We start from the raw sequence: 16,462 nt of genomic DNA, 5'->3' as shown, positions 1-16,462 counted from the left end.
CGCAAGATGATCGACCGGACCGAGGAACGGTTTGGTCTGAGGCCAGATTGGATCGCCGCAGATACTGCTTACGGCTCCTCGGATAATCTCGTCTGGCTTACGCTCAGGCGGAAAATCCTCCCGTTCATTCCCGTCTTCGACAAAGGCGAGCGCAAGGACGGGACATTCTCCCGATCTGACTTCACCTGGGACGATGAGAATGATCGCTACATCTGTCCGGAGGGCAAGGAGAGGCGGCACACTTGGCGAACCTACTCAGATCCAGAGCGGAACGCCCCCAGCTGGCGCTCACGAAAATACCGGGCCTTGAGCGCTGATTGCAGGGACTGCCCCTCAAAAGCCAAATGCTGCCCAAACTCCGAGGTCCGCGCGATCCATCGTGAGAAATACGAAATCGTCAGGGACTTTGCGCGGCAATGCACGGCCTCCGAATACAACTCGACCGCACAGAAGCGGCGCAAGAAGGTGGAGATGCTCTTCGCCCACCTAAAACGCATCCTCGGTCTGGCACGGCTCCGATTACGGGGGCCTTGGGGCGTCCAAGACGAATTCACCCTCGCAGCCACAGCCCAAAACCTCCGGAAATTGGCAAAACTCAAGCCGATGGCACCCGCCGTAGCGTAACAAGGCGGTATCGCCTCAGACTGCCCAACAAAATGTGCGCCGTACCCATCCCCAACGCACAAAACCAAACGACTTTTTCAACGAAATCGGCGGGCTGCGCCGCAGCACAACACCTCAGCTGGTTGCGTAAAACGGCCGAGTTTGCAAAGGGCGCTTCCTGCGCAGAGCGACCGCCCCAGGTCGCTCTTGCTGCAACTGCGGCGAACGGCGGCAAAGTCCCGCACTGTGTGAATTCACCGGGTTCAGAACCTCTCTGTCGCGGCGAACGGCAGAAACGGCGGGCTGCGCCGCAGCACAAAACCTCGGCTGGTTGCGTAAAACGGCCGAGTTTGCAAAGGGCGCTTCCTGCGCAGAGCGGACATATGTGCCAAGCGCTGTTCCGCCTTGGCCAACCGGCAAAACCGAAGGTCCGCTTCTCTAATTGGGCGTTTGGGTCAAGCTCGTTTTCCTTCCTTGTACGGGATCATTGTCGCTCATCCGGGTCACGCTTCTCTTCGCAGTCTGGGTGATGCCGGGTGAGGCATCGCTGCACGCATGTGTCGGATTGGTTGTGGAGAGCCTCGCTTTCGGGCGCGCTTCTCGTTGCGCAGCAGACACTTTCGGCTTCTTCCACGAACCTCGTCCGGTGAGGACGATCCCGTTCAGTTTTGGTATTGGGCTATTAGGTCATGCCATGCCCTCCACCGTCCCTGAACGGAACTCGGCGCCATCTACCCACATGCGATGGAGCAGAACGGCCAGTTTGCGGGCGACATGAACTGGCACACCCGCAAGGTGCTGGCATGGCGCATCTCGAACACGCTTGAGGCCGACTTTTGCGTTGAGGCGCTGCACGAGGCCAACCACCGTTTCCGACCAAGCCTCCGCAAAAAGCTGGGGCTTTGTTGATTCAGCGCTCCCCAAAGCCATGATCCCGGCTAATTCCCCAATAAGCTCAAGCTGATGTCCGCCGGGCGCATCAGCATCCGGAACCATCCGCACCTGCGAAATCAGCGCCCGCAGCGCTGCCGTGGCTTCCCGCTTCACCTCCGGCGCGTTCAGCGACCGAGCGAGATCCTCGACCAACTCGCGGTAGCGCTGCAAAAGGCTGGGGCCTGAGCCTAACGAAAATCAGCCGTCGGCAGACCAAGCGCGGTTCGCGAGGGCCAGGGCTGCTTCTATTGGATCGATGACCGCCAGGCCCAGCTCTTTCGATAGGTCGGTGGCCAACCCGCCCATCCCTGCGCAGCCTAGGACCAGCGTGCGGGTTCCGGCGAAGTCATCGCAGGCCTTCTTTGCCGTTTCGGCCAGCCGGTTCCGCGCGCTGGCGCGGTCATGTTCAAAATCCAGCACTGGCACTCCGGAGGCGACAACCGCAAGACAGTGCCCTTCCAGACCGTAGCTTGTGATATTGGCTTCCAGCACCGGCACCGACAGTGCCGAGGTGGTCAGTACGACAAAGGGTGCTGCCCGTTCATCCGCCTGGGTGAAGCTAGCCTCGCCCAGCCCCAGGATCGGTACCAGGCAGCTGAGGCGCGCCGCGGGCAGGCCAGTGTCGTCAAAACAGCCGATCACGCCAAGGTCAAAGCCGCCCGCGGCCAGAAGCGCCAGGGTGCCCGGCTCTGCCGCGTCACCATCGGCCTGGCCCTGGATCGCGGGTGGCCCTTGTGTGTTGGTGGCGCCGGATACCTCAACGCCTTGCGGCGCGAGGTTGCGGGCCTGCTCCACCATGCGGCGGGTCATCTCGGCGGTGGCGTTCGGGTTCACGAAACACAGCTTCATCCGTGCAGGCTTTCGCTCTGGCGGTTGGTGAAGGCGGTCCATTCCTCCAGCGACATGGTGGGGAGATCAAAGGTCTGGTTCGAGCGGCAATAGCCGTGGCCGCCCATCCGCCCCAGCGCGTCCAGCGCCGCCGGGTCGACATGGTGGCGGTCGTTCACCAGTCCGGGATGGCTGTGCATGGCCAGCACCTCGCCCAGAATGATCTCGCGGGATTTGCCTATGTTCAGTGTGGTGTGGCGGCGGCACTCAAAGCGCACCGGTGCCTCGGCGATCTGCGGGCATGAGACAAATTCGCCCGGCAGCATGGTCAGCCCGGCCACTGCAATCTCGTCGACCTCCGGGCCGAAGGGCACCGCGGTGGTGTTCATCGCGTGCAGGTTGGCGTGGGCGGCGATGTTGACGGTGAATTCTTCGGTCACCCGGATGTTGTGGGCAGTGTCCTTGAACCGCATGTCGGCGTGGTTTTCGACGCCGATGGCCAAAATGGCGGGGTCGGAGGACAGGCAGTTGAAGAAACTGTAGGGGGCGGCATTGGCGATGCCCGCCTCGCTGACCGTTGTCACCCAGGCGATCGGCCGCGGCACCACAGCGCCGATCAGCAGCTTGTAGCGTTCGCGCGGCGTCAGCTTGGCGAAGTCGAATCGCGTCTGCCCGGTTGCGGGCTGGGTGTCGTGGGTCATGGCGGGTCTCCCGGTGTCTAGGGTTTTGTCTTGGTAGGCCGGTAGCGTGACAGGATCTGCGCCACGTTGTCGGATTCGGCGTCTTCGGGGTTGAGCAGGGCGCGGTCCTGCACCCCGTGCAGATGGCTGTGCATGCAAGCGCTGGCGCGTTCGGCGTCGCCCTCGGCCAGGGCCGCGATCAGTTCGGCGTGTTCCTCGACGCCGCATTCGGCAGAGTGAACCTGCGCGAACCGCGCCAGGATCAGCGAGCAGCGCGAAACGATTTCATTTACGTAATTGGCCAAGATCTTGGAGCCGGTCAGCTCTGCCAGCAGGATGTGGAACTCACCGGCCAGCCGGATTGAGCGGGTATGATCCTTGCCGAGGTATTTCTCTTCTTCCTTCACATGCGTCTTCAGCGCCTTGATGATCGGCTTGGGGTCCATCTTGCACAGGCGCTGTATCACTTCGCGTTCTAGGCACTGGCGCATCTCGAAGATGTCATAGGCTTCCTCGATGGTGGGTTCGGCGACTGATGCACCGCGATTCGGCTGCAGGTCGACCAGGCCTTCGGCGTCCAGGCGCACCAGCGCATTGCGTACAGTCGTGCGGCTGACGCCGAAAGTTTCGCCAATCGAATCTTCGGGAAGTTTCACGCCGGGCTTCAGCGCCTGTTCGATGATGGCTTGGCGGAGGGAATCGTAAACTGGAAAGCTGCGGGTCGATGATTTGTACATTTACTGTGCTCTCATGCTTGAAATTTAAGCGTTTTCAGGCGGAGGCCTGAGGCTTCGGCGAAACTAGCAGCTTTCGGTTGCTTTGTGTTGGATACAGTTACTGAATACAATCTGTAAACATTTTTGTAGACAGAAATGAATCTGATCCATAACCTCGCCTCAACACCCGGCTGGATCCGGGTGCTGCGGGAACCGCAAAAAGGCACAGAGAAGGCCGCGTTCGAAATGGATGCAAAAGTAATGATTTTGTATTCGCAACAGGGAGACCACAGAATGATCTCGAAGACTGAACTGAAGGTCGCGCTCCTCGGCGGCATGGCGGCGGTGACGCTGGCCTCCGCGGCAGCTGCGGAGACGGTGCGCTGGGGCGCGCCGCGCGACATCGTCTCGCTTGACCCTTATTCCTATGGTGACAGCTACACGATCAATTTCCTCAACCACATCTATGAGGGGCTGGTGCGCTTTGACCGCGATCTGCAGATCGAGCCGGCGCTGGCGGAAAGCTGGGAGATCATCTCCCCCACCACCTGGCGGTTCAGCCTGCGCAAGGGGGTGAAATTCCACAACGGCAGCGACTTCACGGCCGAGGACGTGCTGGCCTCGCTGACCCGCGTCAGCGACGAAAGCTCACCGCTCAAGGGCAACCTGCCGGCCTACAAAAGCGCCACCGTGGTCGACGATCACACCATTGATATCGAACTGACCGGCGCCTATCCGCTGCTGCTGAACGACCTGACCAACATCCATATCTTCGACAAGGACTGGCTGGTCGAGAACAACGCCGAAATGCCGACCGACGTCAGCGCCGGGGTCGAGGGCTACGCTACCTTCAACTCCAACGGCACCGGCCCGTTTGTGCTCGAAAGCCGTACCCCCGAGGCGCAGACGGTGCTGACCGTGAACGAGGGCTGGTGGGATGAACCTCAGCACAATCTGACCCGGATCGAATTCCAGCCGGTGACCTCAGCCGCGACCCGTGTCGCAGCCCTGCTGTCCGGCGAGGTTGATTTTGTCGACAGCGCCCCGGTGCAGGATTTGCCGCGCCTGTCGGCGGCGCCCAACCTGAAGGTGCTGGAGCGCACCGACCTGCGCACCGTGATGCTGGGCTTCAACCGCCGGGATGAGCTGGTGGCGGGCGGTGAAAACCCGTTGAACGATCTGCGTGTGCGTCAGGCGATGCAGCTGGCGGTGGACATGGATCTGATCCAGTCCCGCGTCATGCGCGGCAAGTCCCGCAATGCCGGCACGCTGGTTGCGCCTTCGATCCCCGGCTATTCCGAAGCGCTGGACAATGTTGTGGCGGCCGATCCCGACAAGGCCAAGGCTCTGCTGGCCGAGGCCGGGTATGAAGACGGTTTCGAATTCGACTTTGTCTGCACCAATGAAAGCTACGTGAACGAGGAGCAGTTCTGCCAGGCGATCGCCTCCATGTGGTCGCGGATCGGGCTGAGCCCGCGTCTGGACATCGGCCCCACCGCCAAGCAGACGCCCAAGCGCGCGGGCGGCAAGGCGGATGTCTATACCATCGGCTGGGCGACGCTGCCGATGCTGGATACCTATTCGATCCTGGTGCAGATGATGCACAGCAAGGAGGGCAACTCCGGCGTGTTCAACTGGGGCAACTGGTCCTACCCGGAGATTGACAAGCTGACCCAGGCTGCCTCGGTCGAGCTGGACCGCGAAAAGCGCCTGTCGATGGAAACCGAGGCGCTGCGCATCGCCAAGGAAGAAATTGTGATGATGCCGCTGCACCAGCAGCCGATGGCCTGGGCGGTTTCCGCGGACTTCGAGGATTTCCCGCAGTTTCCCGACAACAAGCCGCGCATGTGGTTCGTGACCCGGTAATCCCCCACCGGGGCAGCGTCTGCTGGAGCTGCCCCGTTTTTTCAACACTACAGGGGAGAGGCATCGATGCTGGCTTTTCTGATCAAGCGGACGGCGAATGCGATTTTCGTGATGCTCTCCGTCAGTTTCATCGCGTTCATGATCTTCCGCTTTGTCGGCGATCCGGTTGAGCTGATGCTGAACGAGCAGGCGACCCAGGCCCAGCGGGATGCGCTGCGCGCCAAGCTGGGGCTGGATGATCCGTTCATCGTTCAGTTCACTACCTTTGTCAAAAACGCGGCGCAGGGGGATTTCGGCATTTCCTTCCGCAATCAGCAGGACGTTCTGGCGATGATCGCCGAACGCTTCCCCGCAACCTTTGAGCTGGTGATCGTGGCGACGCTGATTTCGCTGGTGGTTGGCATCCCGCTGGGGGTGATCACCGCGATCCACCGCCAGCGCTGGTACGCGGAAACCATGCAGTTCACCTCGATCATCGGCATATCGCTGCCCAGCTTTGTGGTCGGCATCGGGCTGATCCTGATCTTTTCGGTCTGGCTCGGCTGGTTCCCCGCTTTCGGGCGCGGCGAGACGGTGGATCTGGGCTGGTGGTCGACCGGGTTGCTGACCCCCTCGGGGCGGTTGTCGATCATCCTGCCGGCCCTGTCGCTGTCGCTGTTTCAGATCACCCTGGTGATGCGGCTGGTAAGGGCTGAGATGCTGGAGGTGCTGCGCACCGATTTCATCAAGTTCGCCCGCGCCCGCGGCATTCCCGCCCGCACCATCCATTTCCGCCATGCGCTGCGCAACTGCCTGATGCCGGTGGTCACCATGACCGCCATGCAGATCGGCGGGTTGATCGCCTTTGCGCTGGTGACCGAGACGGTGTTCCAATGGCCCGGCATGGGGCTGCTATTCATCCAGGCGGTGACCTTTGTCGATGTGCCGATCATGGCGGGATACCTCTGCATCGTCGCGCTGATCTTCGTCACCCTCAATGCCCTGGTCGATATCACCTATGCGGTGATCGACCCCCGCCTGCGCGGAGCTGACAAATGACCGATATCCGAACCCAACCCGAAACCGCCCGCGCGCCCCTTGCCGCCCGCCTGGCCCGGATCGCCGACAGCGACCTGTGGTGGAGCTTCAAGAACTCGAAATCCGCGGTCGGCGCGGCGGCTGTGCTGGCCTTTGTCACCGTCACCGCCTTTCTGGCGCCGGTGCTTGCGCCACAGAACCCCTATGACCTTGCGGCGCTGGAGCTGTGGAATGCAGAGCTGCCGCCGGTGTGGATGCAGGGCGGGCAGATGCCCTTTATTCTGGGAACTGACGTGCAGGGGCGCGATATTCTGTCGGGTATCCTGTACGGAACGCGGATTTCCATTTTCATCGGCATTGCTTCGGTTGCGGTGTCGCTGGCAATTGGCCTGCTGGCCGGGCTGGCCGCTGGCTACTATGGCGGCTGGATCGACAATGTGCTGATGCGCATCGGCGATGTGCTGTTGTCGATCCCGATCATCCTTGCGGCTATTCTGGTCAGCTCGGTCGCGCAGGCGTTGCTGCCGCCGGAGCTGCGCGAGGCAGGCATTGCCGCGGTGTTGGTGCTGGCCATCGCGCTGTATTCCTGGGTGCAATACGCCCGCGTCGTGCGCGCCCAGACAATGGTGGAGCGGCGCAAGGAATATGTGCAGGCCTCGCGGCTGGTGGGCACGCCGGGGCGACGGCTGATGCTGAAGCATATCCTGCCCAACACGCTGACGCCGGTGTTCGTGGCGGCAACGCTGAACTTCGGCCTGGCGATCCTGATCGAGGCGACGCTGTCCTTCCTTGGTGTTGGTATGCCGCCGAACCAGCCCTCGCTGGGGACGCTGATCCGGGTCGGCAACCAGTATCTGTTCTCCGGCTCCTGGTGGATCGTGCTCTTCCCCTCGGTGCAGCTGTGTATCCTGGTGGTGGCCGTGAACATGCTGGGCGACTGGCTGCGCGACGCGCTCAACCCGAAACTTCGCTAAAGGATGACTGTGATGACTTCACTCTTGATCAAACAGGCCCGCATCGGGGATGGCGACAGCGCCGACATCCTGATCCGCGATGGCCGGATCGCCGAAATTGCACCGGGGCTGAACGCCCCCGGCGTGGCTACCGAAGATGCCGCCGGGGCGATCGCCATTCCCGGGCTGGTGGATGCCCACACCCATCTCGACAAGTCGCTGATCGGCTGGCCGTGGTACAAAAACGATGTCGGCGGCGGCAACCTTATGGCGATGATCGACAACGAGCGCGCGATGAAGGCCCGGCTGGGGCTGGATCCGCATGTGCAATCGATGCGCCACGCCCTTCAGACCGCCGCCTATGGCGCAACGCTGATCCGCAGCCATGTGGACATTGACACCAACGGCGGGCTGCGCGCGCTGGAAGGCGTGATGAAAACCGCTGACAAGCTGGCCGACGTGGTCGAGATCGAAACCGTGGCTTTCCCGCAGTCCGGGCTGACGATCCGCGAAGGCACGGCGGAGCTGATGGATCAGGCGCTGGCGATGGGGGCGGATCTGGTTGGCGGGCTGGACCCCTGCGGCGTGGACCGTGATCCCAAGGGGCATCTCGACGTGGTCTTCGGGTTGGCGGAAAAACACGGCAAGGGCGTCGACATCCACCTGCATGAACGCGGCGAGATGGGCATGTTCTCGATGGAGGAGATCCTGACCCGTGCCGAGGCGTTGGGCATGACCGGGCTGGTCACCATTTCCCATGCGTTCTGTCTGGGCATGAATGACTATCAGCGGGTCGAGGCGATGCTGGCGCGGCTGGCGGCGCTGGATGTGCGGATCATGACCACCGCGCCGGCGTCGTCGCCCGCGCCGATGGTCAAGCAGCTGATGGCGCATGGCATCCGGATCGGCGCCGGCAATGACGGTATCCAGGACACCTGGGGCCCCTATGGCAACGGCGACATGCTGGAACGCGCCAAATTCATCGGCCTGCGCAACAACCTGCGCATGGACAGCGAGGTGAAGACCGCACTGGATATCTGCGCGGGCGGCGGTGCCGAGGCGATGGCGAAACCGCGCCGCGGGTTGGAGGTCGGCGCGCCGGGCGATGTGGTGCTGGTGCAGGGCGAAACCGTCGTGCAGGCTGTCGTCACCCACGCGCCGCGCCAGCTGGTGGTCAAGGGCGGCAATGTCACGGTGCGCGGTGGCCAGGCAGTGATGGAGGCCCCATGAGCCGCTTTGCTGACCTGCCGCTGGGGGCCCGCCCGTCGGGGCGCTGGGCGCTGCGTGCGGCCTGGGTAATCGCCGACACCCGATCCGGCCGCCACCTGGTGCCGGATGGCGAGGTGGTGGTCGAAGGCGGCCGTGTTATCCACGTGGGCCTGCCGTTCGAGGGCGAGGTCACGGCCCGCTACGACATGGGGCAGGCGCTGATCGCGCCGGGTTTTGTGGATCTTGACGCGCTGTCCGACCTCGACACGACGCTGTTGGCGCATGACAACTGGCCCGGCGACAAGAAGGGCCGCGTCTGGCCGCGCAGCTATGTCGACCGCGGCCCCTATGAAATGTATAGCCCCGAGGAACTGGCGTTTCAGAAGCGTTTTGCTTTTGGCCAGTTGCTGCAGAACGGCATCACCACCGCCGCGCCCATTGCCTCGCTATTCTACCGCGAATGGGGTGAGACGGCGGAGGAGTTCACCGCCGCTGCCGAGGCGGCAGAGGAGCTGGGCCTGCGCGTCTGGCTGGGTCCCGCTTACCGCAGCGGCGGCATGGTGGCCGAGCCCGATGGCCGCCTGATGGCCGAGTTCGACGAGGCGCGTGGCTTGGCGGGGGTGGATGCGGCGCTGGGCTTCGCCGCCAAGTGGCAGGGGCATGATCTGATCTCGCCGCTGCTGGCCCCGGACCGGGTGGAGACCTGCACCGCAGAGCTTTTGCGCCGCACCATGGCCGCGGCTGAGGAGCTGAACTGTCCGGTGCGCTTGCATATGGCCCAAGGCCAGATGGAGCGCGACACCGTTCAACAGCTGCACGGCATGAGCGCGCCGCAGTGGCTGAACAGCCACGGCCTGCTGAATGCCCGCTTGCTGGCGCCGCATGCCACGGTGGCCGATGATGCAGACCTTGATCTTTACGCAGAACATGGCGTCAGCGTGGTGCATTGCCCGCTGGTCGCGGCCCGGCACGGCGGTGCGCTGCGCTCCTTTCGGCGGCTGCGCGACAAGGGCATCGGCATTGCCATGGGCACCGACACCGCGCCGCCGGACATGGTGCTGAACATGGCGGTGGGCATGATGATGTGCCGCATGGTGGAGGGGGATCTGACCACCATCACCTCGGCCGAGATGTTCGATGCGGCCACCCTGGGCGGCGCCGTGGCACTTGGCCGGGATGACATCGGCGTCCTGCGGGCCGGAGGACGGGCGGATATCGCCGTATTCGATCTGCAGGACAGCGCCATGGCGCCGGCCATTGACCCGGTGCAGACGCTGATCCTGGGCGCCACCGGACGGGTGGCAAGGGCCGCCATCGTCGACGGCCGTCTGTCGATGCGCGATGGCGAAGTCGCCGGCATCGACATGGCGAGCGCCCGCCGCCGCGCTCAGGCGCAGTTCGACGGTCTCTTGGCCAAATACCCGGATCGCACAGCAGGCCACCCTCCGTTGGCCGAAATCTTTCCCCCGACATATCCGCCGCTGACGCGGCCCCAGACGTGAAGGAAAACGAGATGATGCTGAGGCAAGCACCTGCACCGCATGATCCTGGCAGCCAGCCTGTGCCCGAGGGCGCCCCGGCGCTGGAGGTCGACGGCCTGACCGTGGAGTTCCCGACCCGGCGCGGGTTGCTGACCGCCATTGATGATGTCTCGATCCGGATCGCGCCGGGCGAGATCCTGGGCGTTGTCGGCGAATCCGGCGCGGGAAAATCGATCACCGGTCTTGCGGTTCTGGGGCTCTTGGAACCGCCAGGGCGGATCGCCAAGGGCGAAATCCGCGTCGGCGGCCGCCGCGTTGATTGCCTTAGCGAAGAGGAGCTGACCCGGGTGCGCGGTCGCGAGATGGGCGCGATCTTCCAGGATCCGCTGACCGCGCTGAACCCGCTGTTTTCGATCGGGGCGCAGCTGATCGAAACCATCCGCCTGCACAACCCGATGCCGCGCGAGGCTGCGCAGCAAAAAGCGGTCACGCTGCTGCGCGAAGTTGGCATCCCGGCTCCAGAGGAACGGCTGAAGCAATACCCGCACCAGTTTTCCGGCGGGATGCGGCAGCGGGTGGTGATCGCACTTGCCCTGGCGGCCGAGCCGCAGCTGATCATCGCGGATGAGCCGACAACGGCGCTGGATGTCTCGATCCAGGCGCAGATCACCACATTGCTGCGGCGCCTGTGCGATGAGCACCGCACCGGCATCATGCTGGTGACCCACGACATGGGGGTGATCGCCGAGACCGCAGACCGGGTAGCGGTGATGTATTCGGGCCGGGTGGTCGAAACCGGCCGCGTCGAAGACGTGCTGCATGATCCGCAGCACCCCTATACCCGCGGGCTGATGGCGGCGATTCCCAGCCTGCACGCGCGCAGCGGCACCCTGGCGCAGATCGACGGCGCGATGCCGCGTCTGAACGCGCGCCCTTCGGGCTGCGCCTTTCACCCGCGCTGCCTGCAGGCCGGACCGCGCTGCCTGCGCGAACGGCCGCAGCTGGTTCCGGCGGCGCGCAGCGAAGCGGCTTGTTTCATACAGGACGGAGGCACTCAATGATGCAGATCAGCGATCCAATTCTGACCGTCGACCGCGTGTCAAAACGTTTTGACGTCTCTGCGCCCTGGCTGAACCGGGTGCTGGAGGGCAAACCAAGGCTGCTGGTGAACGCGGTGAACGAGGTCAGCTTTACCATCGCCCGTGGCAGCTGTTTCAGCATCGTCGGCGAATCAGGTTGCGGCAAATCCACCGTGGCGCGGCTGGTGACCGGGCTTTACGCCACCAGCGGCGGCGATATCCGCTTTGGCTGCGGCGCCGAAGGGCGCCCGGTGCGGGTGCAGATGATCTTTCAGGATCCGCACTCCAGCCTGAACCCGCGCTGGCGCATCGGGGATATCATTGCAGAGCCGATCCGCGAGATGAAGCTGCGCAGCAGCGAAGCCGAGACTGCCGCCCGCGTCGAGGAGCTGCTGCAAACGGTGGGGCTGGCGGCGGATGACGCAAGCAAGTTCCCACATGAATTTTCCGGTGGCCAGCGGCAGCGCATTTCGATCGCGCGGGCGCTGGCCTGCGAGCCGGAGCTGCTGGTCTGCGACGAACCTACCTCGGCGCTGGATGTGTCGGTGCAGGCGCAGATCCTGAACCTGATGCGGCGCCTGCAGCAGGAGCTGGGGCTGACCTATCTGTTCATCAGCCACGACCTGAGCGTGGTGCGCCATATGTCGGACATGATCGCGGTGATGTATCTTGGCCGCATTGTCGAAATGGCGCCGGTGGAGGCACTGTTCAGCCAGCCGCTGCATCCCTATTCGCAGCTGCTATTAAACACGATTCCCGACATCCACGCGCCCAAGCGCGGCCGCAGCGTCGACAATGGCGAGCCGCCCAGCCCGCTGAATCCCCCTGCGGGCTGCGCCTTTCATCCGCGTTGCGCGTTGGCAACCGAGGCCTGCCGCGAAGCGGTGCCGCCGCTCAGGCATGTGTCGGAGCAGCACCATGCGGCCTGCCTTCTTGCAGGGTGAATTGGAGTTCATGCGCAGCGGTATCACACCCCGCAACTGCGAACGGAGAGCGTGACCGCTATACCCGTTGGATCCAGCGGATCCGGTAAAGGTCGGCACGCTTTGATCCGCAAGTACGGAGGCCTGCCAGCGGAAAACAGTTTACAGTCGGGCGGAGGCCCCGTGGAAAGAAGAGATGACTGTGTCCCCAGCGCTTCGCGTTTGCGTGCTTTCACTAATTGGGCCTTCATGGGCACTTGCATCTATCTGGTTTCCGCAACCTACGTCAGTCGGTCCGGATTTGACGCGCTGGCTGATGGCCTGGTAGTTGCAGGGGCCTTGGATGGCGGAGGTGCGGCTGGACGTGGCAGGCTGCAATTATTGGGCTTGGACAAAACAGTGTCCAAATCCTGCTCCCGCAACCATCGTTTCCGACCAAGCCTCCGCAAACAGCGGGGGCTTTGTTGATTCAGCGCTCCCCAAAGCCATGATCCCGGCCAATTCCCCTATGAGTTCAAGCTGGTGGCCGCCGGGCGCATCCGCGTCCGGAACCATCCGCACTTCCGAAATCAGCGCCCGCAGCGCTGCTGTGGCTTCCCGCTTCACCTCCGGCGCGTTCAGCGACCGGGCGAGATCCTCGACCAGTTCTCGATAGCGCTGCGAAAGGCTGGGATGCAGCCGCAGGGCAGGGGGCTCCGGGCCTTCCTTGATGATGGCCTCCAATCCGGCCTTCTCCGCTTCCGGTTCCGACATCTTGGCCTTCAATGACGCATGGTACATGCCGTCTTCGATGGCCTTCAGAATGCCCGCGATCTTTCCCTCCACCTTCTTCAGGGAGGTCTCCGCCTTCTGGCGCTCCTGGCTGGCTCCGGCAGCGGCTTCATTGAAGGCTTTACGGTATTCCTCGGCGAATTGCGCCAGCAGGTCCGGTGCCAGCAGGCGCTGCTTCAGCCCGGCGAGAACTCTCTCTTCCACTTCCTCCCGGCCGATGGTGGCGCGGTTGATGCAGATCGCTGCACCTTTGTTGCGCGCGCCGGCGCAGCCATAGCGGGTCTTGTTGATCAGCGTGTAGCTGGCACCGCAGCAGGCGCAGCGCAAAAGGCCCGACAGAAGGTAGGTCGGCCGCCGCGCGCGTTCCAGCCGGGGCCGTTCGGTCAGAACGCCTGCCGGGTTCATTGCCTGCCGCACCTCTCCCTGGCGCGTCTTCACGGCGTGCCAGAGCTGGTCATCCAGAATACGCAGCTGTGGGACTTCTTCGATCTTCCAGTCTTCGGGCGGGTTGAGGCGTGACAGCCGTTTGCCGGTGTCCGGGTTGGTATCATAGGTCAGCCGGTTCCAGACCAGGCGCCCGATATACAGCTCGTTGTTCAGGATACCGGTGCCGCGCTTGATGTTCCCGGAAATCGTCGAGGGGTTCCAGACTCCGGTGCCCTTGCCGCTCTGGGGGGCAGGCACTGCTTCGGCGTTCAGCGCGGCAGCGATTGAGCGCGCGGAAAGGCCGTCTGCGTACTCCCGGAAGATCCGGGTGATGACGGCGGCCTCGTCCGGCTCGATCTCCCGGTCGCCGGTGCTGACCGTGCCGTCGGGCAGGGCGGTTGCGGGGCAGCTGCGTCCCTCGTCGTCCAGCGCCCAGCCGTCGATGCCGCTTTCCCGGAGTTGGTCTAGCTCCTCACTGGCCCGGGGCTGTGTCTTGGGCAGGTCGTTGAGCGCGTCCAGAAGTTTGGATTTGGGGTGGTCTTGCAAAGCGGCGTCACGTTTGCCACCCGCGTTGTTTTGCTCTGAGATCATTCGGCGCAGGACCTGTTTGCCAAACGAGACCCAGGCCGGACGTGAGGGGTGAGATGAGAACTGTGGCATCGGTTGTCTCCGGGTAAAAAGCAGGCAAGGGGGCGCCGCCCTCCCCGGACTCGGGGGTGGCTGGGGCGGCGCTGAGAGGGCGGATGAAGGAGTGTCAGGCGGCGCTGTCAGTGGCGATCTCGTCCAGCATCCGGAGGATCTCCCGGGTCACATCCGGGAAATAGATCTCGCTTCGGACATTGATGGACCCGGAATAGAGATCGGGCGGCGCGATGCTGTCCGGGAAGGCGTCCTTGAGCCTGGCATGCAGTCGCTTCTCTGTCTGCAAGGCAAGTTGCCCGGTCGCCATCGGGACAGTCATCAGGATCTGCGCATCCAGTCCGCGGTGCTTCATCAGCTGGTGACGCAGACGGGAATCCGGGTTCCGGGAAAAGCCCAATTTTACCAGCTGTGCCCCGTTCGGAAGGGGTGGCGGTTGATGTGTGGGGCATTGAGGACTCCAGTTGCGCAAAGCGAGAGAGAGGGCAGGCGCCGGATATGGGGCACCTGCCGGGAAAATCTGGAATTGGGCATGACGCGGCCGGGCGCAGGCGGAGAGATCCGCTGCGGTGACCAGGTCAGGTTATGTCAGGGGGGGATTGGGCGGATCAGACCGGCGCGAATTCCGGGGCTGTCACTGCCATTTCCACCACGGCGTCGACTTGCCGCGCCGCGCGGTTCAGCGCTTCGCGGACACCGGGATCGTCGGTGGTGAAAAGGTCCCGGTGCGCATACATCAGCTGCTGGAAATGCAGTGCCTCGCCCTGGGTTGTGGCTTCAATGAGGAAGTGCATCAGCATGGCCATGCGCTGCAGGGGCTGATCTTCGGCGGAGGAAGTTGGTGCGGAAAAAACATCGGAAGCCAAACGCAGGCAGTCTTGCCATTGGTTCTCCGCCGCCTCCGCGAAGCCGCTGCTCGCAGGATCCCACGACAAAGAATGCGACAGGTCGCGGTCCATCTCAATGGCAGCATTCACGGCTTCGATGAGCACGGTGAAAGTCCGGAAGATTGGGGTGGGTCCCTTGCCCGCAACCACAGCGGTCAATGCAGGATGCAGGTCTTTTGCCGCGCGAACGCGCGTGATAGGGCAACAATTAGCCATGGTCGGTCTCCTTCCACGAGATCGGTTTGGTCAGGGCTGGGCGGGGAGCTTCCACCTTCCCCTCAGCCCGTTGCAAATGTGTGCAACTGAGTTTAATATGCACTCATCTTATTTGAATGTCAACTGCACACAAGTGAACTCATGGCGAAGACCTCTGCAATTTCCGTACGAGTGACGGACGAAACGAAGAAGGCCGTAGAAAAAGCAGCGGCAGATGATGACCGGTCCGTGGCCTCGTACGTTGAACGGCTACTGATCTCCCATCTGAAGGAACAGGGATATCTGCAAAAATAGTCTCAGCACTTTTGCAATTCAGAAGTGGTCAAAGGGGTCGGTTGAAGTCTTGAGCTAAACGACATTCTCCCCACTCAGATTATCGAAAAACAATATGGCATCCACGGCCCCCGGCAGGGCGGGTCCAGCAGGCTGCTGGCCGCAGGAAGCTTGTCTGGGCGGAGCCCAGATGTGCTGACGAGGAGGGGATCGAAGGGGGTATCCCCCTCGCGAACGGCAAGTTGCAATCTCGGGGTCCAGCCCGGGATTGCAACTTGCTTAGTGAGTACAAGCCTCACAAAACCAAACAAGTCTCTCGGGATTTTCGTCGTCTTCGCAGACACTCGGATCAGTCAAGCAGATCTGAGGTTGCAGATGACCGTACATGCCAAGTTTCGCCAAGACCAGTCCGACAAACTCGGTACGGCACCTGTCGTCCTTCGGTTCGCCGGCCTGTTCCCGCATCAGCTTTGGAAATTCCGGCTGCATGACAAGCGCGCCGGCGGCGACCTGGACCATGTCGACCGGGATGTGTCCGGGCTGAACGAAGTTCTTGCCGGAGAGCCGGGTTGGAAAGAGCGGATCTGCACTGAAGTTGCAGAGATGCGTGAGCACAATTTTGAAGAGCGCCTTCGCGCATTGCGGGCGAAATCACGCATCAGTCAAGCCGAGAGAGAAACCGCCAAGGGGCCTTCAGATCCCTGGAAGGAAAGCGCCAAAGGACCTCTGCGTGAAGGCGTCCTGACAGCGAACAAGAATTGGTTTGGCGGGCCCGGCATCCTGAAGTGGGATCCGGAACGTGTTGCGGAATTCCGGGAGGTCGCGATGAAATTCCTGACGCAGCACTTTCCGGATGACCAACTGCGCTTTGCCTCGGCCCATGTTGACGAAGAGGCGTATCACATTCACTTCGTCGTTGCGGTCTGGTCCGAGAAAAATTCTGCCAACAGCGGGCGGCAGGT

17 protein-coding genes are annotated in these 16,462 nt (G+C 62.9%); 10 read left to right on the top strand and 7 right to left on the bottom strand.

Annotation, left to right across the window (positions count from 1 at the left end; all coding sequences use genetic code 11):
* On the top strand, positions 1–624 hold a 624-nt coding region (locus AC0KW6_RS21820; RefSeq protein WP_474036098.1), incomplete at its 5' end, for a transposase.
* A gap of 666 nt (positions 625–1,290) precedes the next feature.
* Here the strand turns inward: AC0KW6_RS21820 and AC0KW6_RS21815 are convergent.
* From AC0KW6_RS21815 to AC0KW6_RS21800, 4 genes are read right to left on the bottom strand one after another with little or no spacing between them, the layout of a single operon-like run.
* The gene (locus AC0KW6_RS21815; protein ID WP_474036097.1) at positions 1,291–1,707 is read right to left on the bottom strand and encodes a hypothetical protein; all 417 of its coding nucleotides are present in this window, start codon (positions 1,705–1,707) and stop codon (positions 1,291–1,293) included.
* A gap of 27 nt (positions 1,708–1,734) precedes the next feature.
* Positions 1,735–2,385 carry an aspartate/glutamate racemase family protein gene (locus AC0KW6_RS21810; RefSeq protein ID WP_474036096.1) on the bottom strand — a complete coding sequence of 217 codons (651 nt, stop codon included), beginning with the start codon at positions 2,383–2,385 and terminating at the stop codon, positions 1,735–1,737.
* Positions 2,382–3,065 carry a flavin reductase family protein gene (locus AC0KW6_RS21805; RefSeq protein ID WP_474036095.1) on the bottom strand — a complete coding sequence of 228 codons (684 nt, stop codon included), beginning with the start codon at positions 3,063–3,065 and terminating at the stop codon, positions 2,382–2,384. Before AC0KW6_RS21805 ends, AC0KW6_RS21810 begins: the two co-directional genes overlap by 4 nt.
* A gap of 17 nt (positions 3,066–3,082) precedes the next feature.
* Entirely contained in the window at positions 3,083–3,781 is a 699-nt protein-coding gene (locus tag AC0KW6_RS21800; protein ID WP_474036094.1) for a GntR family transcriptional regulator, read from the bottom strand.
* 273 nt (positions 3,782–4,054) lie between these two features.
* Between AC0KW6_RS21800 and AC0KW6_RS21795 the strand changes: the two genes are divergently transcribed.
* From AC0KW6_RS21795 to AC0KW6_RS21765, 7 genes are all read left to right on the top strand, one after another.
* Entirely contained in the window at positions 4,055–5,626 is a 1,572-nt protein-coding gene (locus AC0KW6_RS21795; protein ID WP_474036093.1) for an ABC transporter substrate-binding protein, read from the top strand.
* 66 nt (positions 5,627–5,692) lie between these two features.
* Positions 5,693–6,664, top strand: coding sequence for an ABC transporter permease (locus AC0KW6_RS21790; RefSeq protein ID WP_474036092.1), 972 nt, complete (start codon positions 5,693–5,695; stop codon positions 6,662–6,664).
* Positions 6,661–7,617, top strand: a complete 957-nt coding sequence (locus AC0KW6_RS21785) for an ABC transporter permease (RefSeq protein ID WP_474036091.1) — start codon at positions 6,661–6,663, stop codon at positions 7,615–7,617. Before AC0KW6_RS21790 ends, AC0KW6_RS21785 begins: the two co-directional genes overlap by 4 nt.
* A gap of 12 nt (positions 7,618–7,629) precedes the next feature.
* On the top strand, positions 7,630–8,826 hold the full coding sequence (locus AC0KW6_RS21780; RefSeq protein ID WP_474036090.1) for an amidohydrolase family protein: 1,197 nt from the start codon (positions 7,630–7,632) through the stop codon (positions 8,824–8,826).
* Positions 8,823–10,307 (top strand): chlorohydrolase family protein, encoded by a 1,485-nt coding sequence (locus AC0KW6_RS21775; protein WP_474036089.1) that lies wholly within the window; start codon positions 8,823–8,825, stop codon positions 10,305–10,307. Before AC0KW6_RS21780 ends, AC0KW6_RS21775 begins: the two co-directional genes overlap by 4 nt.
* A gap of 14 nt (positions 10,308–10,321) precedes the next feature.
* The gene (locus AC0KW6_RS21770) at positions 10,322–11,347 is read left to right on the top strand and encodes an ABC transporter ATP-binding protein (protein WP_474036099.1); all 1,026 of its coding nucleotides are present in this window, start codon (positions 10,322–10,324) and stop codon (positions 11,345–11,347) included.
* Positions 11,344–12,309, top strand: a complete 966-nt coding sequence (locus AC0KW6_RS21765; protein WP_474036088.1) for an ABC transporter ATP-binding protein — start codon at positions 11,344–11,346, stop codon at positions 12,307–12,309. The genes AC0KW6_RS21770 and AC0KW6_RS21765 overlap by 4 nt, the downstream gene beginning before the upstream one ends.
* 357 nt (positions 12,310–12,666) lie before the next feature.
* On the opposite strand, the gene AC0KW6_RS21760 is transcribed toward AC0KW6_RS21765, so the two are convergent.
* The 3 genes from AC0KW6_RS21760 to AC0KW6_RS21750 form a co-directional block, all read right to left on the bottom strand.
* Positions 12,667–14,076, bottom strand: a complete 1,410-nt coding sequence (locus tag AC0KW6_RS21760) for a recombinase family protein (RefSeq protein WP_474036087.1) — start codon at positions 14,074–14,076, stop codon at positions 12,667–12,669.
* Between the two features lie 163 nt (positions 14,077–14,239).
* Entirely contained in the window at positions 14,240–14,479 is a 240-nt protein-coding gene (locus AC0KW6_RS21755) for a hypothetical protein (RefSeq protein ID WP_474036086.1), read from the bottom strand.
* A 253-nt stretch (positions 14,480–14,732) separates the two neighbouring features.
* A complete protein-coding gene (locus AC0KW6_RS21750) occupies positions 14,733–15,227 on the bottom strand; it encodes a hypothetical protein (RefSeq protein ID WP_474036085.1) in 495 nt (164 codons plus the stop codon).
* Positions 15,228–15,368: 141 nt separating this feature from the next.
* On the opposite strand from AC0KW6_RS21750, the gene AC0KW6_RS21745 reads away from it, so the two are divergent.
* On the top strand, positions 15,369–15,521 hold the full coding sequence (locus AC0KW6_RS21745) for a type II toxin-antitoxin system antitoxin (protein WP_323783759.1): 153 nt from the start codon (positions 15,369–15,371) through the stop codon (positions 15,519–15,521).
* 354 nt (positions 15,522–15,875) lie between these two features.
* Positions 15,876–16,462: plasmid recombination protein (locus tag AC0KW6_RS21740; RefSeq protein ID WP_474036084.1), on the top strand; the 587-nt coding region annotated here is incomplete at its 3' end.

The sequence above is a fragment of the Leisingera sp. SA215 genome, from assembly GCF_055902035.1.
The sequence above is the reverse complement of the archived record's forward strand: the minus strand, read 5'-3'. Positions and strand labels throughout refer to the sequence as shown.

What these genes read in the sequence shown, in the direction of transcription:
- AC0KW6_RS21810 (WP_474036096.1), bottom strand. Translation starts at nt 2,385, where the DNA reads ATGAAGCTGTGTTTCGTGAACCCGAACGCCACCGCCGAGATGACCCGC.
- AC0KW6_RS21805 (WP_474036095.1), bottom strand. Translation starts at nt 3,065, where the DNA reads ATGACCCACGACACCCAGCCCGCAACCGGGCAGACGCGATTCGACTTC.
- AC0KW6_RS21800 (WP_474036094.1), bottom strand. Translation starts at nt 3,781, where the DNA reads ATGTACAAATCATCGACCCGCAGCTTTCCAGTTTACGATTCCCTCCGC.
- AC0KW6_RS21795 (WP_474036093.1), top strand. Translation starts at nt 4,055, where the DNA reads ATGATCTCGAAGACTGAACTGAAGGTCGCGCTCCTCGGCGGCATGGCG.
- AC0KW6_RS21790 (WP_474036092.1), top strand. Translation starts at nt 5,693, where the DNA reads ATGCTGGCTTTTCTGATCAAGCGGACGGCGAATGCGATTTTCGTGATG.
- AC0KW6_RS21785 (WP_474036091.1), top strand. Translation starts at nt 6,661, where the DNA reads ATGACCGATATCCGAACCCAACCCGAAACCGCCCGCGCGCCCCTTGCC.
- AC0KW6_RS21780 (WP_474036090.1), top strand. Translation starts at nt 7,630, where the DNA reads ATGACTTCACTCTTGATCAAACAGGCCCGCATCGGGGATGGCGACAGC.
- AC0KW6_RS21775 (WP_474036089.1), top strand. Translation starts at nt 8,823, where the DNA reads ATGAGCCGCTTTGCTGACCTGCCGCTGGGGGCCCGCCCGTCGGGGCGC.
- AC0KW6_RS21770 (WP_474036099.1), top strand. Translation starts at nt 10,322, where the DNA reads ATGCTGAGGCAAGCACCTGCACCGCATGATCCTGGCAGCCAGCCTGTG.
- AC0KW6_RS21765 (WP_474036088.1), top strand. Translation starts at nt 11,344, where the DNA reads ATGATGCAGATCAGCGATCCAATTCTGACCGTCGACCGCGTGTCAAAA.
- AC0KW6_RS21760 (WP_474036087.1), bottom strand. Translation starts at nt 14,076, where the DNA reads ATGATCTCAGAGCAAAACAACGCGGGTGGCAAACGTGACGCCGCTTTG.
- AC0KW6_RS21755 (WP_474036086.1), bottom strand. Translation starts at nt 14,479, where the DNA reads ATGAAGCACCGCGGACTGGATGCGCAGATCCTGATGACTGTCCCGATG.
- AC0KW6_RS21750 (WP_474036085.1), bottom strand. Translation starts at nt 15,227, where the DNA reads ATGGCTAATTGTTGCCCTATCACGCGCGTTCGCGCGGCAAAAGACCTG.
- AC0KW6_RS21745 (WP_323783759.1), top strand. Translation starts at nt 15,369, where the DNA reads ATGGCGAAGACCTCTGCAATTTCCGTACGAGTGACGGACGAAACGAAG.